This window comes from Rhodanobacter sp. UC4452_H20 (assembly GCF_052978205.1).
Genome location: NZ_CM129662.1, coordinates 1,032,416 through 1,054,988, shown reverse-complemented (window position 1 = coordinate 1,054,988; position 22,573 = coordinate 1,032,416). Strand labels below are relative to the sequence as shown.

Sequence of the window (22,573 nt, the reverse complement as noted above, 5' to 3'; positions counted from 1 at the left end):
GGTGCGTGTGTCGGCGAGGCATTCCCAGCCGACGTCGCCGCACCGCCCGACGTTGCAGCGGCGGGGGTCCCCGCTGCGGCCGGCCCCTTGCCGGAGCAAGCGGCCAACGCTACGAAGGCAAGGCACCCAAGGACCTGCGCTGACCTGAGCATCATGGCTGTTCCCCCGTGGCTTGCAGTGGCTGGGCAGCGAACCAGGCGGCGATCGCGTTGATGTCGTTGTCGTCCAGTTTCTTGCTGATGTGCTGCATGAGTTGCAGCGGATCGTTATGCCGCATTCCTAGCTTCCAGGCCTTCAACTGCGCGGCGATATAGGTGGCCGACTGTCCGGCCAGCGGCGGAAAGCTCGCCCCGCCACCCACGCCGCCCGGCCCATGGCACTGCTCGCACGCGGGCACCTGCTGCGACCAGCGCCCGCGGGTGGCGAGCACGGCACCGACGCTGTCCGCAGCCGGCATCGGCGCGGCCGGCTTGCGCAGCGCCGGCGGAACCGGCAGCTGGCTGTAATGGGCCGCCATCGTCTGGCGCTCCTCCTCGGTGAGCGCGGTGGCGATCGGCTTCATCACCGGGTTGTTGCGTGCACCGCTGGCGAAATCATCCAGCTGCTGGCGCAGGTACGACGCGTTCAGGCCCGCCAGGCGCGGGTACCCCGCCGCCGATTGGCCGGCACCGTCGGCACCGTGGCAACTTTGGCAGGGCGGAGCGCCCTTGCCGTTGCCCTGACTTGCGATGGCGGCGGCGTCGGTGGCGAATACGCCGGGGGCCGCCGCGAACAGACTCAGGGCAAGGACCAGGAGAGGGCCTGCCAGCGGCCGACGCCGATAGCTCATCGTGTCGCCCCTTCGTGGACGGGCTGGAAACCGTATTTGCGATAGATCGCCTGTGCGGCCTGGCTCTGCATGAACGAGAGAAAATCCTTTGCCGCCTGCGGATGCGGGGCATCCTTCACGCGCGCGGCCGTATAGGTGGCGATCGAGTTCTGCTCGGCCGGGATCGCCACGGTCTCGACCGGGTGATGCAGGATGTGCTCCTGGAAGTAGGCCTCGGTGGACCACACCGGCGCCGCATCCGACTCTCCCTGCAGCACGCGCAAGGGGGACTGCCGATGATGAATGTGGGTGAGGAAGGTGCTGCCGTCGGCGACCTTGGTCTGCATGATCGCCTTGTCCAGCGCCTCGCCACCGGCCTTGCGGTAGCTCGCCTCGATCTGCCGCGCGATGCCCTCCCAGGCTGGGTTGGGCATGCTCACGCGCACGTCCGTCCGGCCCAGGTCGGCCAGCCCGCGGATGTGTTTGGGATTGCCCTTGGCGACCAGGATGGCCAGCGGGTTGCGGGCGTAGTCGTACGTTTCGGCGAACCAGCCGTGCTGCTTCTGGCGCTCGGCGATCGAGCCCTTGCCGGCGGTAAAGACGTCCGGACGCACTGCGATGCGCAGATTGCCCATGACCAGCGAGCCGGTCTCGATCTGCTTGGCCAGGATTCCCGGCGGCAGCGTCTCAACAAAGATGCGCTGGTACGTTGGATGGGCGGTACGAAACTCGGCCAGCAGGTCATGCACCACCATGAACTGGTTGCCGGCGAAGAACACCACCAGCTGCGGATCGACCACGTCGCCATGCAGGTCAGCGATCGCATCCACCGGCGGTGAGCTGAAGTGCACGCCACCGGCCGGCGTGGGATTCCACGGCGGCAGGTAGTCCGGTTTGCCGGTGCTGCTTGCAGCGGCGGTGGTAGTGGCGCCGGCAAGCATCAGCAGGACGATCGCGAGCGCGCGGGTCCGGCGGCGGAAGTCACGCATGGCGAAGCTCCTTTGAATCGGCACGTGGAGGTCACAGGGGCATCAGGGCGTACCCCTTCTGCTGCAACTCGGTGACCGTGGTAAGCAGGGACAAGGCCAGCGTCACCTGCTTGTCGATCGCCTCGTACGGGTAGCCGTGCTCGGCCACCGCCTGGCCGCAGACCGCCACGTCCACACCGGCCTTGCGCAGCTCACCGATCACCGGCAGGTTCGGATTGGCCACAGTGAACTGCTTGCGATAATGCAGATCGTCCAGCGTGATGGCGGTGGCGCCACCGGCGATGATCGCCACGAAGTGCAGATGACTGAGCGGTACGCCCGCGCTCGCATAGAGGTTGACCGTGCGTGCGACCCGTTCCAGCCCCGGGTTGATCTGATCCGGCTTGGCGGTCGCGCCGGTCAGGCTGAACACGACCTTGTAGCTGGCCTTGGCGTCCGGCTGATACGCCGCGTGGGGCAGTTCGTGCATGTGACCGGCCGAATGGATGACAGGGTTCTGCCAGAAACCATCGCCCGCCATCGCGCCGGTGCTTGTCAGCGCAAGGCTGAGAATGACGCCAAGAGTGGATGCCCGCTTGTTCATGCCATCATCTCCTTCAGTGGTGACTGACGCGCCCTCGACGCAGATGCCCGACAAAATGGCTGGCAACTGGGCGGAGGCGCGCTCGTCGATACGGTAGAACAACTGGCGCGCCTGCCGACGCTGGCTGACCAGGCCTTCCTCGCGCATCCGGGCCAAGTGCTGGGACAGCGCGGACAGGCCCAGGCCCAGTTCCTTGGCAAGCGCTCCCGCTGAGGTCTCCCCGCCCTTGAACAGCCGGCACAGGATCAACAGCCGCGAAGCGTTGCCTAGGGCGCGCAGCAGCTTCGCCGTGTCAGCCGCGCGTTGGTGTAGGGGGTCGCTCGTGCGCTTCATGAATACGCAATTTAGTGAAATATGAAACTACTCTAAGCTCCGGGTTGCCACTTGTCCATTTGGCCCGCCGGAAAACATCCTTCGACCCGAGTGGTCCCTACCCAAGGAACCGTCAATCTGTTGGAGGAAAACATCTGCCCGACCCCCGATTCCAGGGCCATCGGCCGGTAGGGATCCCGATCTTCTTTGGCACCTGAGAATTCGCTTGGGACCCGTGTTCTCGGGCGAATTCCGCAGAGGTTTTCCATGCCAGTGCAGTGTGGGGGCGCTCCTCGTTATAAAAGCCCCGCCACGCTTTGATTTTGCTCCGCGCATCCCCCGAGCGACAGAACCAATATTCGTTCAGACACTCCTGCCGCAGCCGGCCATTGAGGCTTCCACCAGCGCGTTATCGGTCGGCGCGCCACGTCGGGAAAAGTCCAGTTCCGCGCCATTCTCATATGCTCATCGGTCCATTACCTTGCCGGCAAACTCGCTGCCGTTATCGACCTTGATCGCAGCCGGGCTACGCTGGGCCAGTAGGCGCGCCATCGCTTCGGCCACATGCTCGCCGCGTAGCGACGGGTCGATCACGATATCTAGGCATTCGTGGGGTGAAGTGATCCACCATCGGGCGCAAGCGGAAGCGACGGCCATCGAACAGCGCCACCGCCATCACTCCTTCAGGTACGCATTGCACTCGTCTATCAGACGCTGTACATCCGGCTGGAGGGCGTCATGACGCTGAAGCAGGAGGGCGCGCACCTGTGCGATCTGTTCGTTGCTGGGGATAAGTTCAGAGGGGCTCTCCCACATCCAGTCGATCAGGAAGGAAAAGAGCGCCTCGACCGACATTCTGGCAATTTCGGAACAGGCCGGAATATCCATGCCCGAGCGCAGCACCGGGTTGTTCGCCCCCATGACTTTCCGTCGCTGCCAAAAAGGCACTCTCAGGCATGCCAAGACGATCATCGGGTTGGGTCATAATGCCCTCCGCAATTGCACAGTCACAGGTGCTTTCCTTGGACTGCCGCCGTGGATGGCCGTGAGCATAATGCACGGTACATCATGCATGGGCGCCCCTAGCGGGCATCAAGCCTCCGCCGCCTGATCGTGACGATGACCTCTCACTCGCTTGAAACCTATCTCGAAGCGGCGCAGCGGGAAAACACGCAACGCAGTTATGCCTCAGCGGTGCGCCACTTCGAGGTGAGTTGGGGCGGCCTGCTACCGGCCACGGCGGATACTGTGGCGCAATACCTTGCGGCTCATGCGACCACGCTATCGATCAATACGCTCCGACAGCGGCTGGCAGCGCTTTCGCAATGGCACCAGACGCACGGCTTTGCCGATCCCACCACGGCGGCGAGGGTCAAACAGACGCTTAAAGGCATCCAGGCGCTGCACCCGGCTCGCGAGAAGCGTGCTTCCCCCTTGCAGCTCACCGCTGTCGCCCGGGTCTCCGATTGGCTTGATGCCGCTGTCGCAGCGGCGGATCAGCGAGGGGACCGTGCTGCCGCGCTACGCGCCCGTCGCGATCGCGCCATGCTCTTGCTGGGATTTTGGCGCGGCTTCCGCGTTGACGAACTGGTCGGCCTCCACAGCGAGCATGTGACGGCGGTTCCTGGCCATGGCATGACGTGCTTCTTGGGGCGCAGCAAAACAGACCGGCAATTCGTCGGCACCACCTATCGGGTGCCCGCGCTCAGCCGGTGGTGCCCGGTGGCGGCGACGCTCGACTGGATTGCCATGGCGGGGCTCACCGAGGGCCCGCTGTTTCGTGGCATCACCCGCACGGGCGGGATCAGAGCCGGCGCCTTGCATGCCAACAGCGTGGTGCCCTTGCTACGGCGGCTTTTCATCCGCGCCGGCTTGGCCTCGCCGGAAAGTTACAGCGGCCACTCGCTACGGCGCGGGTTTGCCGGATGGGCCAGCGCCAATGGTTGGGACGTACGCGCCCTGATGGAGTACGTCGGCTGGAAAGACATGCACTCGGCACTGCGATACATCGACGCACCCGATGCGTTCGGCCAGCAGCGTATCGAAACAGCCCTCGCCAGCATGGCAATTTCGGAATTGCCGCCGGCTTCCTTGCCTGCACCGGCCAGCCAACCGCCGGTGACCGTCACCTTGATGCTCACGCTACGCCTGACGCCCCGGCGGAAGGGCCGCAGCGCCGCCAAAGCGCGGCAGACGATCGAAACCCTCTGTCTGTCACCGCACCGCGGTGTTGCCGTTAATCCCGACCGTACCCGCTACCAACTTCAGGTTGAGGCGACGGATGACCTCGACCTGGACCAGGTGGCATTCGAACTGATCGAAGACCTGTATCGCATCGCAGACAACCACGACTTGCAATTGGACGCATCGCTTCACGACGAAGCCGCTGAGCGCCACTGGAACTGACCTCTCGCCTGACACCGGAGATGCAAGACGCATGACAGCACCTCACGAGACCGCTTATCCGCGACTGAAGCAAGACCCCACCGCCCGCGAGCTGGATCTGCACTTCACGCCCTCCGCGGACGAGCTGGCCTTCGTGCAGGCCTTGAGCAAGCAACCGGCCATCCGTTTGGCCGTGATGCTTCACCTGAAAACCCTTCCTCACCGCGGGCACTTCGGCGCACTGAGCCAGATACCTGATCGCATCGTGCGGCATGTGGCTGACGCCTTGGGTTACCGGCGCGCCTTCAGTGCCAGCGATCTGGATACCTACGACGCCTCGCGCATGAAGCGCGATCACATCGCCCAGATTCGGCAGTACTTGAACGTGCGTCCCTTGGGCGAGCCCGGACGACAGTGGCTGCGGACGGTGGCTCAGCAAGCGGCCCAGACCAAGCACATGCTGCCGGACATCATCAACGTGATGGTCGAGGAGCTCTACCACCACCGGTATGAATTGCCCGCCTTTCGCACGCTGGATGACATCGCCACGGCCGCCCGTGAAAGCGTCCACGAAGGCCATTTCGAACGCATCGCTGCGTTGCTGACGCCAGCGGCGCGCAAGAGGGTCGATGAGCTATTAGTCGTCACTGCGGGCGACACGCATAGCGGCTGGCAGGCCCTGAAGCGCGAACCCAAGCGTCCCGGGAACAAGGAGGTGCGCTTTTATCTGCAGCACATCGACCGGTTACAAAAGCTCGCCGCGATGATTCCTGCGCTCGAAGTACCGGTGCCCAAGCTGAAATATTTCCGGGCGATGGCGCGAGCACTGGATGCCGGCGAGTTGGCCGAGCTCAAGCCTGCCAAGCGTTATGCCCTGGCCGCCGTGTTCATCCGTTCCCGGCACGGCAAGGCCTTGGACGATGCGGCGGACCTCTTCATTCGATTGCTGCAGAACCTGGAGAACACCGCTCAGAAGAATTTGATGGCCTACCAGGTGGAGCATTTGAAGCGCACCGACCACCTCGTAGCGCAACTGAAAGAGATCCTTCAGGCCTATCAAGTGGACGGAACCGACAGCCAGCGTATTGATGCCATTGGCGATGCCATCGGGTCGGACCTGACCAGAACGCTCGCCGAATGCGATGAGCATATGGCCTATGCCGGTAAGAACTTCCTGCCGTTCCTGGCCAAGCCGTACGCCCAGCAGCGAGCCTTGCTGCTCAACTGCCTGGACGTGATGGAGCTACGCACCTCATCCCAAGATCCCGCCATGGAACGCCTGATCAAAGCGCTGGCAGCACTACGGGCCCAGCGCAGGGATGTGGTGGAGGCGGCATCGCTGGGACTGAGCTTGGACCATGACTTTGGTTGGCTGTCGGCGAACTGGCGGCGGCATGTGTTCCCCAAGGATTGGGGTGTGGACCGGGTGGGCTGGATGCAACGGCGCTACTTCGAACTGGCGGTGCTCTTCCAGATCAAGGACGAGTTGAAGTCAGGCGACCTGTTTATCCCCGGCGGGGAGCGCTATGACGACTATCGCGAAGAGCTGGTCGACGAGAGCACCTTCCAGGAAGAACTGGACAACTACGGTGAGGTATCCGGTATCGCGACCGAGCCTACAACCTTCGTCGAAAAACTGCGGGAGCAACTTCGAACGAAGTGCCGCGAGGTGGACGCTCGTTTTCCCGAGAACGCGCACGCCGACATTGTTGACGGTCGGCTGATCCTCCGGAAGCTGCCGCGCACGGAATTGTCCAAGGCCATCGCGCTGGTCGACAGCCTCATCACCGAGCGCTTGCCCGAAACGAGCATCGTCGATGTGCTGGTCGATGCCACCAGCTGGGCGGACTTGAACCGACACTTTAAGCCGCTCGCCGGCACCCAAGCGCGCGTGCGTGACTTGCACCACCGCGTCGTGACCACGCTGTTCTGCTATGGCTGCAACCTCGGACCCACTCAGACCGCGAGATCGGTACGCGGCTTCAGTCGTCGGCAGACCGCTTGGCTAAACCTCAAGTACGTGACAGAAGACACCCTGGAGCGTGCCACGGTCGATACGATCAATCTCTACAACAAGTTCGAGCTTCCCGGCTACTGGGGCAGCGGTAAATCCGCGTCAGCCGATGGCACGAAGTGGAGCGTCTACGAGCAAAACCTGCTCTCGGAATACCACATCCGCTATGGCGGCTACGGTGGCATTGGTTACTACCACGTGTCCGACAAGTACATCGCGCTCTTCAGCCGTTTCATTCCTTGCGGCGCCTATGAAGCGATCTACATCCTCGATGGGTTGATCGAAAATCGATCCGAGATCCGGCCGGACACGGTGCACGGTGATACACAAGCCCAGAACTTCCCGGTGTTCGGCTTAGCCCATCTGCTGGGCATCGATCTCATGCCTCGCATCCGAAACATCAAAGACCTCTCGCTTTCCAAGCCGGACCCGCAAGCGTCTTACCCCAACATCCAGGCGCTGTTTGGCGACGGGAGCATCGACTGGACCCTGATCGAAACCCATCTGCACGACATGCTGCGCGTGGCCGTTTCGATCAAAACGGGCAAGATTTCTGCCTCCACCATTTTGCGCCGGTTGGGCAATTACAGCCGCAAGAACAAGCTCTACTTCGCCTTCAAAGAACTAGGGCGGGTCATCCGCACCTTGTTCCTGCTGCGCTACATCGACGATGCGGAAGTACGCAAGACGATCCAGGCGGCGACCAACAAGAGCGAGGAGTTCAACAACTTCACTAAGTGGGCCTTCTTCGGCGGGCAGGGGATCATCGCCGAGAACGTGCTGCATGAGCAGCAGAAAATCGTCGGTTACAACCACTTGGTGGCGAACCTGGTCATCCTCCACAACGTCGAGCAGATGTCCCGGGTCCTGGCCGAGCTCCGCGATGAGGGCGTCGAGATCAGTCCGGAGGTACTGGCCGGCCTGTCGCCCTATCGGACCGCGCACATCAACCGCTTTGGCGACTACACCGTCGACACGAGCAGGGAGGTCACGCCCATCGACTTTGCTCGCCGCATTCTTCATGCGGCCGAGGAGGCGGCAGCCGCTGAGCTGGACAACGAAGAGACGGTAGAGCGACAGCCTACAGCGACGTAATTCCTAAGCGGGGGCTAAGCGGGGGCCACACCTTAGGCGAGAAATTGCCGGTTTTTGGGTGGATCCCTGCCGACCCTCATGCAAAGATGTACTTCGAGGCGCTGGAGGAGCATCGCGCCGCCGGCGATCTGGTGCTCCCAGACCTGCTCGACACCGACGTCGGCAGCGAGCAGTTCTCCGGCCGCGCCAAGGTGTTGCGCGAACTGGTCGAACACCACGTCAAGGAGGAAGAGGAGGAGATGTTCAAGGAGGCGAAGAAGCTGCTTTCGGCCGCCGAGCTCAAGGCACTGGGCGCACGCATGGAACAGCGCAAGGTCGAACTGGCCAAGCAAGTCGGTGGCTCGCGCGGCAAGGCTTGAACCGCGAACGCAACGGGGAAAGACGGACACCCCGGACGGCGATCCCAAACCGCCGTCGGCGGCCTACAATGCGACTTTGACGGGCGCCAGGGTCACGGAAATGGAAGCGGAAATGGAAGACTGCAAGCGCGTGCTGGTGGTCGAAGACGACCCCGTGGTGGCCATGGTGATGGAAGACACGCTGCGGGCGATGGGCCTGGAGGTGCTGGTCGACCTCAATCTGGTCGACGCGCTCAACGACGTCGAGGCCACCCGGCTCGATGCGGCGATGATCGACGTGGGCTTGCGCGGCGAGAATGCGTGGCCGGTGATGGCCGCCTTGCAGAAGCGCAACGTCCCGTTTGCAGTGATGTCCGGTGGCGACCTCAGCGGGTTGGCGCAGGAGTTTCCGCGGGTTCGCATGGTGAACAAGCCGGTGTCGGTGGATACGCTGCAGCAGATCGTGCGCGAGCTGCTGGCTTCGCCGCCCGCTTCGGCGGGCGGTTGAGCAACCCGACCGGCTCAGTTCGCGTCGTCGCCGTCCGCGACATCGCCCAGCATCCGCTGCAACCGCTCGGTCAGCGCGCTCACCGTGAACGGCTTGGTGATCAGCTCCATGCCGGCGGCGAAACCCTTGCTTGAGGCCGCGTCGGCGGCATAGCCCGTCATCAGCAGTACTTTCAGTTCGGGCTGGCGCGCGCGCAGCGTGTCGGCCAGCGAGCGGCCGCTCATGCCCGGCAGGCTGATGTCGGAGATCAGCATGTGCAAGTGGCCGTGCGATTCCAACGCGGCCAGGGCGGCATCGGCGTCCGGCGCCTCCAGCACCGCGTAGCCCAGCTGGTGCAGTACCTCTACCACCACCTGGCGCACCACCTGTTCGTCTTCCACCACCAGCACCACTTCGCCGTTCGACGGGCGCGGGGTGGCCTCGGCCTGATCGTGCCCTGGGCGCGCCAGCTCGACATGGCGCGGCAGATAGAGCTTGATCGAGGTGCCCTCTCCCGCCGCGCTGCGGATGTCGCAATAGCCGTTCGACTGCCGTGCGAAACCATAGACCATCGACAGGCCCAGGCCGGTGCCCCGCCCGGTCGGCTTGGTGGTGAAGAACGGCTCGAAGGCATGCTCCAGCACCTCCGGGGCCATGCCGGTGCCGTTGTCGACGACCTCGATGCAGATGTATTGCCCGCTGTCCGCCTCCAGCCAGTTGCCGCTCTCGATCGAGCCCGCGTCCAGGTTGCTCGAACGGATCAGCAGGTCGCCGCCGTCGGGCATCGCGTCGCGCGCGTTGATGGTCAGGTTCAGCAAGGCGCTTTCCAGCTGGTTCGGATCGCACAGGGTCAACCACAAGTCGTCCGCCAGCTCGAAGCGCAGCGTCACCGCCTCGCCGAGCGTGCGCTGCAGCAGTTCTTCCATCGACGCGATCAACGGGTTGGCCGCCACCGGACGCGGGTCCAGCGGCTGGCGGCGAGAGAAGGCCAGCAGGCGATGCGTCGTCGCCGCAGCGCGATTGGCCGAGTTGAGCGCGCCCTGGACGAAACGCTGCAACGTGGCGGCGTCGCCCGAGCTGGCGTGCAGCTGGATCAGATCCAGTGAACCGATGATGCCTTGCAGCAGGTTGTTGAAGTCGTGGGCCAGGCCGCCGGTGAGCTGGCCGACGGCTTCCATCTTCTGCGCCTGGCGCAGTTGCGCTTCGATCCGGATCTTTTCGCTGAGGTCGCGGATGAATACGTTGGTACGCGATTCGCCGTGCAAGGACAGGCTGCTGACGCTCAGTTCCACCGGGATCGTTTCGCCCACGCGGTTGACCATCTCGCTCTGCCGTGTCGCCCCGCGCCTGGCGCCCCGCGCCGGGCTGGGTTCGAGGTCGGCCAACAGTCGCTCGGGATGACCGGGCGGACCGACCAGGGTCGCCAGCGGCTTGCCGCGGGCCTCCGCGCGCGACCAGCCGAACATTGCCTCGGCCTGCGGGTTCCAGCGCACGATGCGGCCGGCGCCATCGAGCTGGGCAAAACCGTCCAGCGCGGAGTCGATGATGCCGCGTGCCAGTTGGTCGCTCTCGGCCAGCGCCGTCTCGGCCTGCCGGCGCCGCGAGATGTCGCGGGTGATCTTGGCGTAGCCGACCAGCACGCCATCGTCGTATATCGGGTCGATCACCACGCTGGCCCAGAAGCGGCTGCCGTCCTTGCGCACCCGCCATCCCTCGGCCACGTAATGGCCTTCCCGCCTGGCCGTTTCCAGCGCCGTCTGTGGCGTGCCGCGACTGCGTTCTTCCGGCGGATAGAAGCACGAGAAATGCTGGCCGATGATCTCCTCGGCGCGGTAGCCCTTGATGCGTTCCGCGCCGGTGTTCCAGTTGGTGATGATGCCGCGCGGGTCCAGCATGAAGATCGCGTAGTCGGTCACGTTGGACACCAGCAGCTGGAAATACCGTTCGCTGCGGCTCACGCCCGCCATGCCGGCTTCCGCGACGCGGGTGCGCTCGGCCATCCGTCGCTTCAGGTGGCTGTTCAGATCCTTGCTGGCCTGCCCTGCCTCACGCGGATCGGGGATGTCCACCAGCATGTTCACCGCGCCGGTCAGCACGCCCCCGTCGAACAACGGCGTGGAATAGGCGGCGAACGCGATCCGCCGGCCATCGGCCCGTTGTGCCAAGGCGATGTCGCCATGAATCGCCCGCGCTTCGCGCACCGCCCGCGCCATCGCGCACTGCTCGTGCGGCAGCGGCGCGCCATCGGCCTGGAACAGTCGCGCAAACAGACACCATTTCTCGCCCGGCATCGGGCGCCGCCCGGCCAGCTCCACGGCCGCTTCATTGAAGAAGGTGATGGCGCCTCCGGCATCGGTGCCATGCACGGCGATCGGCAAGGCCTGCAGCAACTGCTGCGAGAGGCGACCGCGCTCCGCCGTGGCGCGCTGGCGCGAGTTCTGGTCCTTGACGTCGATGGTGATGCAGCGCGAGTGCACGAACTGGCCGCGCTCGAAGCGTCCACTGGAGCTGATCTGCACCTGGCGCACCCGGCCGTCACCGCCGATCAGCCGCGCCGGCCGCTTGTCCACCGATTCGCCGGCGCGCACCCGCGCGAGCAGCGCGCACAGGTTGTCGTCGTCGGCATCGAAATCGGCCAGGTTGTGGCCCACATACTCGTCGCGGCGATAGCCCAGCAGGTCCAGCTCGGCCTGGTTGGCACGCAGGATCGTGCCGTCGGCCGCGACCAGCCGCATGCCCACCGCGGCATGTTCGAAAAAATCCTCCGCGTCGCTCATCCCCTTCCTGTCGCCGCCGTGCCCGGCCGCATGGGGTGGTGAGGTGGAATCTGCCATGCAACGCATCCCGTCCCGATTCGAAAGCAGCCTGTCCCGTCAGGAAGAAACCCCGCGTGCGACGGCATGGTTCACGACCGTCTCACGGCGCCATCCCCAGTCTGTGGCGCGATCACTATGCACCGCCCCCGCGGGCGTTGCCAGCCACGCCAGTCAAGCCGACCGCCCGCACAGCCCACGCCAATGTCAGAACAACGCACCATCGTCACCACGCACCGGCACGCATCCGCGCTCGCCACGCGCCTGGCTGGCAACCGCAACCGCGTATCGGGCATGGCGGGCTGAGTCATGGCCTCCGCTTCGCACAAGGTGGTCTACGTCGCGCTGGGCGGCAACCTGATGATCGCGATCGCCAAGTTCGTGGCGGCCGGGCTGTCCGGCAGCTCGGCAATGCTGAGCGAGGGCGTGCACTCGCTGGTGGACACGGTGAACGAAGTGCTGCTGTTGTACGGCTTGCATCGCGCCGGCATGCCGCCGGATCGCAGCCATCCGTTCGGCTATGGCCGCGAGCTGTATTTCTGGAGTTTCATCGTGGCGCTGCTGGTGCTGGCGGCAGGCGCAGGCGTGTCGTTCTACGAAGGCGTGATGCACATCCGCGAACCGGAGGCGATCAAGCGGCCGTGGATCAACTACGCGGTGCTTGGCGTGTCGTTCCTGTTCGAAGGCACTTCGTGGCTGGTGGCGCTGCGCGAGTTCCGCGCGCGCAAGGGCAAGCTGGGCTACTTCGAGGCGTTCCGGCTGAGCAAGGACCCGAGCACCTTCACCGTCCTGCTGGAAGACAGCGCGGCCTTGCTGGGCCTGCTGATCGCGCTGGCCGGCGTGGTGGGCGCGCAGGCCTTCGACGCGCCTGTGCTCGATGGCGTCGCCTCGCTCGGTATCTCCGGCGTGCTGGCCTCGTTTGCCCTGCTGCTGGCGCGCGAGACCAAGGGCCTGCTGATCGGCGAACCGGCGCACCCGAGGGTGAGCGGTTCGATCCTGGCGATCGCTGCCGCGGACCCCGGCGTGCATGCCGCCAACGGCGTGCTGACCGTGCAGATGGGACCGAACCAGGTGGTGGCCACGCTGAGCGCCGAGTTCGAGGATGCACTGACCACGCCGCAGATCGAGGCGTGCATCAACCGCATCGAGGCGCAGGCCAAGACGATCCATCCCGAACTGCTGTCGCTGTTCATCAAACCGCAGACAGCCGAAACCTGGCGTGAGCGGCGCCGGTACGTCGAGGCGGCGGGTGACCAGCTGACCTCGTGAGCTGCCGCACGCGGCTGCCCGAAGCGGCGGTAGAACGGGCGCTGCACGCGGCCGGCCTGGAGGATGAAGCCACCGTGGTCACCGCGCGGCTCGAACCCAGCTGATCCGCGGCGGGAGGCCGTGAGCGCCGTGCGGCGCCCAGTTCGACCACGTTGACCAGATTGCCCGCCTCGTCCCACAGCGCCTGGTCGTCCTGCCAGACCAGCCAGCCAGCTCGCACGCGGCGCAGCCGCAATCGCCGTGGCACTCGCCGCAACGTTCGGTGCAGGTGCAAGCGGCCCGCCGGCGCACGTCGACCGCGCCATTCAATCGCAGGTAGCCATCCGGCGGCCAGCGACGGATGCCCTCGCGCGTCGGCAGCTCCGGTGGCGGGGATGGGGCGGCGTTCACCTGCACGGCCTTGCCGCCGACGGCCGGTCGCGCCCGGGGGGCGGCTGCGACGGCGGCAGCTCGGGTTCGTTCGGCGTGGGCTGCGGTTCCGTGGGATCGGGGAACGGCGGCGGTGCGGGATCGGGCGGCTGGTATTCGGGATCGCCGGCGGATGATGGCGGGACGCTGGACAGCATGATCGGCAGGGAGTGCGATGGCATGAGCGGTCTCCTCGGGACGTGGCTCGATCCTCGCCGTTTCCGCGCCGATTTCCCGTGAGATTCGCGCGACGCGATCGTGAGCAAGTTTCGCCGAAGAAGTGACGCTTGCTGTTGACTCGCCAGGAGCGATCCCACCCCAGCCCTCCCCTGCGCGCAAGGGTACGAGCGCTGCATCAAGGGCCTTCGCCGGGGCGCCATCGCTGGAAGCTCGAGGGCATGGCCCGGCCGCATGCCCACGCGATGTCGACACCGCGCCGTGCAGGCTGGGTGCATGGCCGATATCTTCACCGTGTGGTGGCAGTTGTGGCAGCAGCATGTCGCGGTGCGGCTGGGCGTGACCGTGGTGGCCGGTTTGTTGCTGGCGCTGGTGCTGCGTGTCGCGATCCACGCCGTGCTGCGGCGGCTCGCGGGCGATCGCCCGGTGATCGCCGACCTGATGCAGCGCGCCCACGCGCCGCTGCAGTGGCTGCTGCCTCTGCTCTCGCTTTTGCTGGTGCTGCGCTATGGCCCCGCACTGGACTCGGCACCGATGGCACTGGTCGAGCATCTGTTGCTGATCGGTTTGCTGGCTGCCGGCACCTGGCTGGTGGTGCGTTGCGTCGGCGCGTTCGAGGGCGCCGCGGTGCGGCGCTATCCGATGGATGCCGCGGACAACCTGCAGGCTCGTCGGGTGGTCACCCAGGTGCGCGTGCTGGCGCGCACTGCCGACGTGGTGGTGATCGTGCTGGGCACGGCGATCATCCTGCTCACCATTCCCGGCGTGCGCCAGCTCGGCGCCAGCCTGCTCGCCTCCGCCGGCGTGGCCGGGCTGGCGATAGGACTGGCGGCGCGGCCGGTGCTGAGCAACCTGATCGCCGGCCTGCAGATTGCGCTGACCCAGCCCATCCGTCTCGACGACGTGGTGATCATCGAAGGCGAATGGGGCCGCATCGAGGAGATCGCCGGAAGTTACGTGGTGGTGCGCATCTGGGACGAACGCCGGCTGGTGGTGCCGCTCAACTGGTTCATCGAGCATCCATTCCAGAACTGGACGCGCCGCAGTTCGCAGCTGATCGGCACGGTGTTCCTGATGCTGGATTTCCGCACGCCACTGGCGCCGCTGCGCGAGGAGTTCAAGCGCCTGTGCGAGGCCTCGGAGCAGTGGGATCGTCGCGTATGCGTGCTGCAGGTCACCGACGCCACCGAGCAGACGATGCAACTGCGCATGCTGGTGAGCTCCACCGATTCGGGCCGCAACTTCGACCTGCGTTGCCAGGTGCGCGAGGGACTGATCGCCTTCGTTCAGGCGCACTACCCGCACGCGCTGCCACGCTGGCGCGGCGAGCTGGATCGTGGCCAAGAATCCGCCGCGCCGATGCCGCCGGCGCCGGCACCGCAGCGCGCGCCGTCGGCCGAAGACGGCGGCCCCGAGCGTCGCGCCAGCTGAACGGCAGCCGACGTTCTGCGACGTCTTTCACGGCGTGCGGACCAGGCCGATGCCAAGGTCACGACGACGCCGACGACGGGAGTCACGCGCATGTTTCCCAAACGGGTGCTGCTGGTGGAAGACGACCCCGATACCCGCGAGATCACCGCACTGCTGCTGCAGCACGCAGGCTACACGGTGATCGTGGCGCACGACATCGCCAGCGGCGTGGCGGAGTCGGAAGCACGGCAGGATTTCGGCGTGATCGTGACGGACATGTATCTGGGCCGCGGCCAGACCGGCATCTCGCTGATTCGCAGCCTGCGGGACAGCGGCTCGCGCACCCCGATCGTGCTCACCTCCGCGCACGAGGAAGCATCCATCGCCGCCCGCGACATGAAGGTGCTGTTCCTGCCCAAGCCGTACGGCCGGCAGGCCCTGCTGTCGGTGGTGGCCATGGCGCGCGTGTGTGGCGTCTGAACGATGCTGCCGCCTCATCGCTGCGGCACGACAGTGTCACGCCCGCTTGCCGCACCGCGCGGTCTGCCGGGAGCTCGCCCGTGGCCCGGGAGATTGCGCCTGTCCCATCGGAAGCGACCCGCGCACGGCGGCAGCGCCCGGTATCGGCACGCACGCCGAGCGGAGCAAGTGAATGGTCGCCGCCGACAGCCCCGGTTGCTCCCACCTGGCGTGCTCGTGGCAGTGCCAGCACCTGCACGCTGGCTTCGGCATGGTTTTGAACCGGGGTAGTTCAGCTTGCCTTGTGGCGGGAGGCGCGCTTTTTCGCTGACGCTTTTCTCGTCGCGGACTTCTTCCTGGCCGTGGTCGTGGTGGTTCGCTTGTCCCCTTTCCCGCCCGCCGCCGACTTCTTCGCCGGCGTGCGCTTGTTGCTGGCCAGGCTCTGCTGCAGCAGCGACATGAAGTCGACCACGTTGGTGGTGGCGTTCTCCGGCATCGTCTCCTCGTCTTCCGGTTCGGTGGTCACCACGCCTTTCGACTTCATCCGCTTCTCGATCACCTTGCGCAGGCGATCACGGAACTCGTCGCGGTACTCGGCCGGATTCCACTCGTCGCTCATCGACTCGATCAGCTGCTCGGCCATCTGCAGCTCCTTGGCCGAGATGCGGTAATCCGACGCTGTCCCTGCGGGAATCTTGTAATCCTCCGCGTCGACCAGCTCCTGTGGGTAGCGCATCAGCATCAGCATCAGCGCATCCCCCCGCGGCACCACTGCGGAGAGGTATTCGCGCGTGCGGATCACCACCCGCGCGATGCCGATGCGGCCGGTGCGCTTGAGCACCTCGCGCAGCAGCACGTAACCCTTCTCCGCCTTCTTGCCCGGCAACAGGTAGTACGGCTTCTCGAAGTATTCCGGGCCGATCGAGTCGGCCTCGACGAAGGCTTTCACGTCGACCGCCTCGCGCCCCTCGGCGGCGGCCGACTTGATGTCCTCCGGCTCCAGCACGACGTAGTTGCCCTTGGCGTATTCGAACGCCTTGACGATCTCCTTCCAAGGCACCTCCTCCCCGGTCTCGGCGTTCACGCGCTCGTACCGGACCGGCGTGTTGCTGCGGCTGTCCAGCATGCGGAAATGCAGGTCCACGCTGCGCTCGCCGGTCATCAGCGACACCGGCACGTTGAGCAGGCCGAACGACAGGGTTCCGCTCCAGATGGGTCGTGCCATGGCTTCAGACTCCGGCAGCGAACAGGTCGACAGACTATTCCGGTTTGTGCGTGCAGGGGCTGTCAAACGTGCCGTGCGAATCACGCACACGCTTCACCTGCGGCGCACGCCGGGCGCACTACGGTGCGTCGCGTCGCCACCGCGGAGCCATCCGATGCCTGTCGCCGAACGCAGCAAGGCTGCCCGAACCGCCGTCAAACGCCGGCGTCCGATCCGGGCTGCCACCGGACAGGCCGAACGACGCAAGCCTGCCAGCGGTCCGGTGTGGACCTCGCCGAATTCGGCGGACCAGTCGGCGCAGAAGGTCGGCGAGTTCGGCGCATCCAGCGCGATGGGCCGCCCGGTGCAGCCGGAGCAATTGGCGCCGTCCCATGTCTTCCTCGCGGCGCCGTCGTGCGCCAGCTGCCTTTCCGGCGCGGTGCTGCCGGTGACGAGCGGCCCGACCGGCTGAGCGATCATGGGCAACCTGCGCGACTATCAACGCAAGCGCGATTTCTCGAAAACGCGCGAACCGGCCGACAACGCGGCGGGACGCCGGGGCAGTCGCGCGATCTTCGTGATGCAACTGCATCATGCCAGCCGCCGGCACTTCGATTTCCGCCTGCAACTGGGCGACGTACTGAAGAGCTGGGCGGTGCCGAAAGGACCCAGCTACGACCCGCAGGTGAAACGCCTGGCGGTCGAGGTGGAGGATCATCCGGTGTCCTATGCCGGCTTCGAGGGCGACATCGAACACGGCTACGGCAAGGGCCACGTCGACCAGTTCGACATCGGCGTGTGGACCACCGAAGGCGACGCCGAAGCGCAGTTGCAAAAGGGTCACCTGCGCTTCGAGCTGTTCGGCAAGCGGCTCAAGGGCGGCTGGCACCTGGTGCGCAGCGGCCGCAAGGAACGCCAGCCGGCGTGGTTCCTGATCAAGGCCAAGGACGCGTTCGCCGGCGACGTGGAAGCGGACGACCTGCTCGACGCGAAGATGATCCGCAGCACCCGCGCGGCCGCGACAACACCGGCGACCAGGGCGGCGGCAAAGAAGTCCACCGCACGCAAGAAAGCCGTGCCGAAGGGGAAAAAAGTGCCGCGCTTGCGCCTCGCCAAGGCAGCCGCCGCGCTGGACGGGGCGCGCCCGGCGCCACCCGGCACCGAGTTCTTCAAACCGGAACTGGCACGCCTGCGCGAGTCGCCGCCGCCAGGCGAGCAGTGGCTGCATGAGGTGAAGTGGGACGGCTACCGCATCCTCGCCGCGATCGCCGACGGCGAGGTGAAGCTGTGGTCGCGCAACGCGCTGGCCTGGAACGAGCGGCTGCCAGAGATCGTGCAGGCGCTCGAATCGCTGGGATTGCATTCGGCCCGGCTCGATGGCGAGCTGATCGCGCTCGATGCCCGCGGACACAGCGATTTCAACGGCCTGCAGGCCACCCTGTCCGGCGAAGCACAATTGCCGCTGGTCTACATGCTGTTCGACCTGCCCTACCTCGAAGGCAGCGACCTGACCCGGGTACCACTGCTGCAACGCAAGGCGCTGCTGCAACGGCTGCTGGCCCACGCGCCGAAACACCTCGCCTTCAGCAGCCATGCGGTCGGCGACGGTGAAGGCGCGTTCCGCACGGCGACCGAGCAGCAGCTGGAAGGCATCATCTCCAAGCGCGTCGATTCGATGTACCGAGCAGGACGCGGCGACGACTGGCTGAAGATCAAGCGGCTGGAAAGCGACGAGTTCGCGGTGGTCGGCTACACGCCGCCCAAGGGCAGTCGCAGCGGTTTCGGTTCGCTGCTGCTGGCCCGACCCGATCCGGAGGTGTCGAACGGCTGGATCTATGTCGGACGCGTCGGCACCGGCTTCTCCGACGAACAGTTGCGGCAATTGAGCAGGACCATCACCGACAAGGGCAGCAAGAAACCGACGGTGAAACTTGCCGCGATCGATCCGCTGCTGCGCGGTGCACACTGGGTCGAACCGAAGGCCGTGGCCGAGGTGTACTACCGCGGCATCGGCAACAAGAACCTGCTGCGCCAACCGAGCCTGAAGACCATGCGTACCGACAAGTCCGCCGCAGACCTGCGCGACAGCGATCGCGCCCCATCCACGCGCTCCGCCAGCAACCGGCGACGGCGCGGCGGCGGGATGTCCGCCGCCGACATCACCATCACCCATCCCGACCGCGTGGTGTATCCCGAGGACGGCATCACCAAGCAGGAAGTGGCCGACTACTACACCCGCGTGATGGACTGGTTCCTGCCTGGCGTGGTGGACCGTCCCACCTCGGTCATCCGTTGCCCGGAAGGTACCGGGAAGGCCTGCTTCTTCCAGAAGCACATGATCGCCGGCCTCAAGCACGTAGGCAGCGCCAGGCTCAAGGAGGAATCCGGCGGGCAGGCCAGCTACATCTATCCGCGCGATGCCAGCTCGGTGATCGAGCTGGTTCAGTTCGGCGTGCTGGAGTTCCACCCCTGGGGCGCGACCGTCAGGCAGCCGGACCTGGCCGACCGCGTGGTGTTCGACCTCGACCCCGGCGAGGACGTGGCCTGGGACCGCGTGGTGGCGGCAGCGCGGCTGGTGCGCAAGCTGCTGTCGCAGATGGGGCTGGAATCATTTTTGCGTACCACCGGCGGCAAGGGCCTGCACGTGGTGCTGCCGTTGAATCCGGGCTGCCCGTGGCCGCAGGTGAAGGGTTTCGCCCAGGCGTTTGCCAGCTCCCTGGCGCAGGCCCATCCGCTGGAGTTCATCGCCACCGCCAGCAAGGCACGCCGCGGCGGCCTGATCTATGTGGACTACCTGCGCAACAGCCGCGGCGCCACCAGTGTGGCGTCCTACTCGTTGCGCGCACGACCCGGCGCGCCGGTGGCGATGCCGTTGCGCTGGACAGAACTGGGCAAGCTGAAAAGCGGCCACGATTTCGACATCCATTCCGCGCCCCAGCGCCTCGCGCGGCTGCGCAGCGACCCGTGGGCCGGCATCGGCGAGCTGAGCCAGAACCTCGACGACGTGATGGAAAAACTCGGCTGAGGATCGCCCGCGCCTTTCGCGCGATGCTCTTCGTCGCATGATGCAAAAGGCATCGCGCACGGAGTGCGCTCCCACGGATTCGCGACGGAACCATGCAGGGCGGGCCGTGCCCGCCCTGCGTCGGCGTTGGACCAGGTCGACGTCGACGGCGTTACGCGGTAGCGCCAAGCGCGTCGATGATCGCGTCGGCAAAGGCGGGGATGTCGCCCGGGCGGCGGCTGGTGATCAGCTGGCCGTCACGCACCACCTCGCTGTCCTGCCAGTGCGCGCCGGCGTTCTCCAGATCGGTGCGCAGCGACGGCCACGAGGTGACCTGGCGATTCTTGACCAGGCCGGCTTCGATCAGCGTCCACGGAGCGTGGCAGATCGCCGCCACCGGCTTGCCTGCGTCGTCGAACGCCTTGACCAGCGTGATCACCGCGGGCACCCGCCGCAGCTTGTCCGGGTTCATCACGCCGCCAGGCAGGACCAGCGCGTCGTAATGCTCGACCTTGGCCTCGTCCAGGGGCACGTCCACCGGCACGGCCCTGCCCCAGTTGCCATCGCTCCAGCCCTTGATCTCCCCGGCGTGGCCGGGGGCGATCACGTCGGTCTGCGCGCCGGCCTGTTCCAGCAGGCGTTTGGGTTCGGTCAGTTCGGACTGTTCGAAGCCGTCGGTGGCGAGGATGGCGATGCGGCGGCCGGTGAGGTTGAAGGACATGGGGCACTCCAGGATCGGAAAGCCGCAGCATCGCCGCTGCCACATGCAGGCAGCGTGCGGTTGTCGTGAGCGCGGCGTGACTCAAGTGCGAGCTACGCCCGCCACCCCGCCGCGAGAGAGCCCGCGGCATGACGAAGCAAACCGTCGTTCACCCCATCGTCATCCGCGCGAAAACGGGGTCATGTTCAGCCCTTCCGCCGCGACGCATCGTTGACGGCCCTTGCACCGGGACGCTGCGAAGGTGCAGGCGTCGCGATGCTGTCCGCGATCTCCGCAACTCCTCGTGCACAAAGGAATACGAACATGTCGATTTCACTGCTGGTGCTCATCGTTCTCGTCATCCTGCTGATCGGTGCGTTGCCGACCTGGGGCTACAGCCGCTCCTGGGGTTATCGTCCGACCGGCGGCATCGGCATCATCCTGCTGATCGTGCTGGTGCTGTGGTTGCTTGGCGTTTTTCACTGAGCGCCCCGCCGACACCGTGATCGTCCTGGCCAAATCGGTGTAACCCGTGCGCGCGGCGGCAAAGTGCCAGGATTGCCTGCCGGGGCGCCGTGCCACGCAGACCGCATCGGGACTCGGGATTTGCCCGGGGAAGACGCTGCCGGAGAATCGAGTATCCGCAGCCCCGGGCAACGAGCGGTGAGCCGGCATCAGCGCAGCGGTTCGGCGGCCCTGTCGCCCTGGCAACGGATCGGCCCGCCGTCGCGGCCGCGAGCCTGGGTGAAGCTGGAGCCGCGGCGGTTGATCACGATGCCGTTGGCACATTGCTGGTTGGCGTCCAGCAGGTAACTGGCGGTGACGCGCTGCGCCTCCTGCTGCTGGCGCTGCAGCTGCACGGCGCGGCGGGCCTGGTATTCGCGCGCCTGGTCGGCGACCTGGCGGTAATTGCTGGCCAGCTCCTCGCGACGCTGGCGCAGGTCGCGCTCCAGTTCGTCGTGGCGCTGGCGCGCACTGGCACGGGCTTGTTCGGCCTGTAGCGCGGCGGCGCGCTCGGTTTCCTGGATCAGCTCGTCGGCATGGCGGGCGGCAAGCCAGCGCGACACCCCGTTCCAGCCCAGGATCGCCACGACGAGGGCGGCGACAGCGGCGGCGATTTTCCAGCGCAAGGCAATCGTCATGGCTCCCGCTCCCGCGCGGCGATTCAGCGACCGAAGATGATTTCTTCACCCTCGTGGTCACGGTCCCAGCCGCGCAGCTGGTCGCGGATGTGCGCGATACCCTGCCGGCCGAGCGCATTGCGCTCCTCATCCAGTACCTGGCCGTCGAGCAGCTCGGCCAGTCGCTGCGCGGTGGGCAGCATGGCGTCCCAGGCGTCGAGCGCGGGGACCGGCCCGGGCAAGGTCATGAAGAAACTGACGCCGGAGGTCTGCAGCGCATCCAGCCGGGCCAGGTCGAAATTGCCCGGCTTGAGCATGTTGGCGACGCTGAAGATGGGGCCCAGCTCGCGCTTGCCGTCCACCAGGCGGTGATAGATGCCCATGTCGCCGAATTCCAGCCCGGCCTTTTCGGTGGCGACGACCAGGTCCGGTCCGTTGAAACGCGCGCCATCGCGCGCCACCACGAACAAGGTGACGATGCGTTCCACCGGCGTGTCGGCCGGGCGCCGACCCAGCTCCGAGCGCGGCACCGGCTTGGTGACAGGCGGCGCCGGTGCCGGTGCCGGTGCGGCGGCGGGCGCTTCGGCGACGGGTTCGGCGGGCGCGCGCAAGGTATCCACGATCGAGGCGGCGTGGCCGGCCAGGCGTTCGGTCAGGCGCTCGGCCGGCTTGGCCGCATGGCGTTCGCCGGAAAGCGTGGCGCCCAGGCGCTCCAGTTCCTCGCGCAGGCCGACGTCGAGCTCGCCTTGCTGCGGCGTCGCCGAGGTGTCGCCCAGGCTGAAGGCCGGGTCGTCGGCCAGGCTGGAGCCGCCCATGGTGGGCTCGCGCCGCGCGTGTCCGTGCGTGTGCGTATCGCCCGCTGCCCTGCGCTTGCCCTGCTCTTTCCGCGGCTGGCCGAACAGCCAGATCAGTGCCAGCACGACCAGCCCCACGATCAGCATCGGAATGCCGACGGCGGCGTTCCACGCAAAGGCAAGCAAAGGTTGCACGGTCATCA

General features: G+C 66.2%; 20 protein-coding genes and 2 pseudogenes. 10 read left to right on the top strand and 12 right to left on the bottom strand.

What is annotated here, in order from left to right; all coding sequences use genetic code 11:
- Window positions 1-151: 151 nt before the first annotated feature.
- From ACVCMC_RS05130 to ACVCMC_RS05105, 6 genes and pseudogenes are all read right to left on the bottom strand, one after another.
- Window positions 152-829, bottom strand: a complete 678-nt coding sequence (locus tag ACVCMC_RS05130) for a c-type cytochrome (RefSeq protein WP_447098896.1) — start codon at window positions 827-829, stop codon at window positions 152-154.
- On the bottom strand, window positions 826-1,797 hold the full coding sequence (locus ACVCMC_RS05125; protein WP_447098895.1) for a substrate-binding domain-containing protein: 972 nt from the start codon (window positions 1,795-1,797) through the stop codon (window positions 826-828). Before ACVCMC_RS05125 ends, ACVCMC_RS05130 begins: the two co-directional genes overlap by 4 nt.
- 31 nt (window positions 1,798-1,828) lie before the next feature.
- A complete protein-coding gene (locus ACVCMC_RS05120; protein WP_447098894.1) occupies window positions 1,829-2,713 on the bottom strand; it encodes a metalloregulator ArsR/SmtB family transcription factor in 885 nt (294 codons plus the stop codon).
- A 112-nt stretch (window positions 2,714-2,825) separates the two neighbouring features.
- Window positions 2,826-3,077 (bottom strand): annotated as a pseudogene (locus ACVCMC_RS05115) (integrase core domain-containing protein); the annotation flags it as partial.
- Between the two features lie 80 nt (window positions 3,078-3,157).
- Window positions 3,158-3,349 (bottom strand): hypothetical protein, encoded by a 192-nt coding sequence (locus tag ACVCMC_RS05110; RefSeq protein ID WP_447098893.1) that lies wholly within the window; start codon window positions 3,347-3,349, stop codon window positions 3,158-3,160.
- Window positions 3,350-3,367: 18 nt separating this feature from the next.
- A complete protein-coding gene (locus ACVCMC_RS05105) occupies window positions 3,368-3,613 on the bottom strand; it encodes a hypothetical protein (RefSeq protein ID WP_447098892.1) in 246 nt (81 codons plus the stop codon).
- 198 nt (window positions 3,614-3,811) lie between these two features.
- Here ACVCMC_RS05105 and ACVCMC_RS05100 point away from each other — a divergent pair, with 198 nt between their 5' ends.
- From ACVCMC_RS05100 to ACVCMC_RS05085, 4 genes and pseudogenes are all read left to right on the top strand, one after another.
- Entirely contained in the window at window positions 3,812-5,098 is a 1,287-nt protein-coding gene (locus ACVCMC_RS05100) for a site-specific integrase (RefSeq protein WP_447098891.1), read from the top strand.
- A 31-nt stretch (window positions 5,099-5,129) separates the two neighbouring features.
- Window positions 5,130-8,117 (top strand): annotated as a pseudogene (locus ACVCMC_RS05095) (Tn3 family transposase); the annotation flags it as partial.
- A gap of 155 nt (window positions 8,118-8,272) precedes the next feature.
- Window positions 8,273-8,545, top strand: coding sequence for a hypothetical protein (locus tag ACVCMC_RS05090; protein ID WP_447098890.1), 273 nt, complete (start codon window positions 8,273-8,275; stop codon window positions 8,543-8,545).
- 112 nt (window positions 8,546-8,657) lie between these two features.
- Window positions 8,658-9,032 carry a response regulator gene (locus tag ACVCMC_RS05085; protein ID WP_447098889.1) on the top strand — a complete coding sequence of 125 codons (375 nt, stop codon included), beginning with the start codon at window positions 8,658-8,660 and terminating at the stop codon, window positions 9,030-9,032.
- Between the two features lie 14 nt (window positions 9,033-9,046).
- Here the strand turns inward: ACVCMC_RS05085 and ACVCMC_RS05080 are convergent, their stop codons facing one another.
- On the bottom strand, window positions 9,047-11,845 hold the full coding sequence (locus ACVCMC_RS05080) for a PAS domain S-box protein (RefSeq protein ID WP_447098888.1): 2,799 nt from the start codon (window positions 11,843-11,845) through the stop codon (window positions 9,047-9,049).
- 288 nt (window positions 11,846-12,133) lie between these two features.
- Here ACVCMC_RS05080 and ACVCMC_RS05075 point away from each other — a divergent pair, with 288 nt between their 5' ends.
- Window positions 12,134-13,093: a cation diffusion facilitator family transporter gene (locus ACVCMC_RS05075; protein ID WP_447098887.1), complete on the top strand. Its 960-nt coding sequence runs from the start codon at window positions 12,134-12,136 to the stop codon at window positions 13,091-13,093.
- Between the two features lie 386 nt (window positions 13,094-13,479).
- Here ACVCMC_RS05075 and ACVCMC_RS05070 read toward each other — a convergent pair whose 3' ends face one another.
- Window positions 13,480-13,683 (bottom strand): hypothetical protein, encoded by a 204-nt coding sequence (locus ACVCMC_RS05070; RefSeq protein WP_447098886.1) that lies wholly within the window; start codon window positions 13,681-13,683, stop codon window positions 13,480-13,482.
- 271 nt (window positions 13,684-13,954) lie between these two features.
- Here ACVCMC_RS05070 and ACVCMC_RS05065 point away from each other — a divergent pair, with 271 nt between their 5' ends.
- Both ACVCMC_RS05065 and ACVCMC_RS05060 read left to right on the top strand, forming a co-directional pair.
- Window positions 13,955-15,109: a mechanosensitive ion channel family protein gene (locus ACVCMC_RS05065; RefSeq protein ID WP_447098885.1), complete on the top strand. Its 1,155-nt coding sequence runs from the start codon at window positions 13,955-13,957 to the stop codon at window positions 15,107-15,109.
- A gap of 90 nt (window positions 15,110-15,199) precedes the next feature.
- Window positions 15,200-15,568, top strand: a complete 369-nt coding sequence (locus tag ACVCMC_RS05060; protein WP_395118500.1) for a response regulator — start codon at window positions 15,200-15,202, stop codon at window positions 15,566-15,568.
- Between the two features lie 271 nt (window positions 15,569-15,839).
- Here the strand turns inward: ACVCMC_RS05060 and ku are convergent, their stop codons facing one another.
- Complete coding sequence (gene ku / locus ACVCMC_RS05055; RefSeq protein WP_447098884.1) at window positions 15,840-16,772, bottom strand: non-homologous end joining protein Ku; 933 nt, start codon at window positions 16,770-16,772, stop codon at window positions 15,840-15,842.
- A gap of 154 nt (window positions 16,773-16,926) precedes the next feature.
- On the opposite strand from ku, the gene ACVCMC_RS05050 reads away from it, so the two are divergent.
- Together ACVCMC_RS05050 and ligD are read left to right on the top strand one after the other, a co-directional pair.
- Entirely contained in the window at window positions 16,927-17,223 is a 297-nt protein-coding gene (locus ACVCMC_RS05050; RefSeq protein ID WP_447098883.1) for a hypothetical protein, read from the top strand.
- A 6-nt stretch (window positions 17,224-17,229) separates the two neighbouring features.
- Window positions 17,230-19,776 carry a DNA ligase D gene (gene ligD, locus ACVCMC_RS05045; RefSeq protein WP_447098882.1) on the top strand — a complete coding sequence of 849 codons (2,547 nt, stop codon included), beginning with the start codon at window positions 17,230-17,232 and terminating at the stop codon, window positions 19,774-19,776.
- 151 nt (window positions 19,777-19,927) lie between these two features.
- Here the strand turns inward: ligD and ACVCMC_RS05040 are convergent, their stop codons facing one another.
- The gene (locus ACVCMC_RS05040) at window positions 19,928-20,476 is read right to left on the bottom strand and encodes a type 1 glutamine amidotransferase domain-containing protein (protein ID WP_447098881.1); all 549 of its coding nucleotides are present in this window, start codon (window positions 20,474-20,476) and stop codon (window positions 19,928-19,930) included.
- A gap of 303 nt (window positions 20,477-20,779) precedes the next feature.
- Between ACVCMC_RS05040 and ACVCMC_RS05035 the strand changes: the two genes are divergently transcribed.
- On the top strand, window positions 20,780-20,941 hold the full coding sequence (locus tag ACVCMC_RS05035; RefSeq protein ID WP_395118508.1) for a DUF3309 family protein: 162 nt from the start codon (window positions 20,780-20,782) through the stop codon (window positions 20,939-20,941).
- 188 nt (window positions 20,942-21,129) lie between these two features.
- On the opposite strand, the gene ACVCMC_RS05030 is transcribed toward ACVCMC_RS05035, so the two are convergent.
- Both ACVCMC_RS05030 and zipA read right to left on the bottom strand, forming a co-directional pair.
- The gene (locus ACVCMC_RS05030) at window positions 21,130-21,597 is read right to left on the bottom strand and encodes a hypothetical protein (protein ID WP_395118510.1); all 468 of its coding nucleotides are present in this window, start codon (window positions 21,595-21,597) and stop codon (window positions 21,130-21,132) included.
- Between the two features lie 23 nt (window positions 21,598-21,620).
- Entirely contained in the window at window positions 21,621-22,571 is a 951-nt protein-coding gene (gene zipA, locus ACVCMC_RS05025; RefSeq protein ID WP_447098880.1) for a cell division protein ZipA, read from the bottom strand.
- Window positions 22,572-22,573 lie beyond the last annotated feature (2 nt).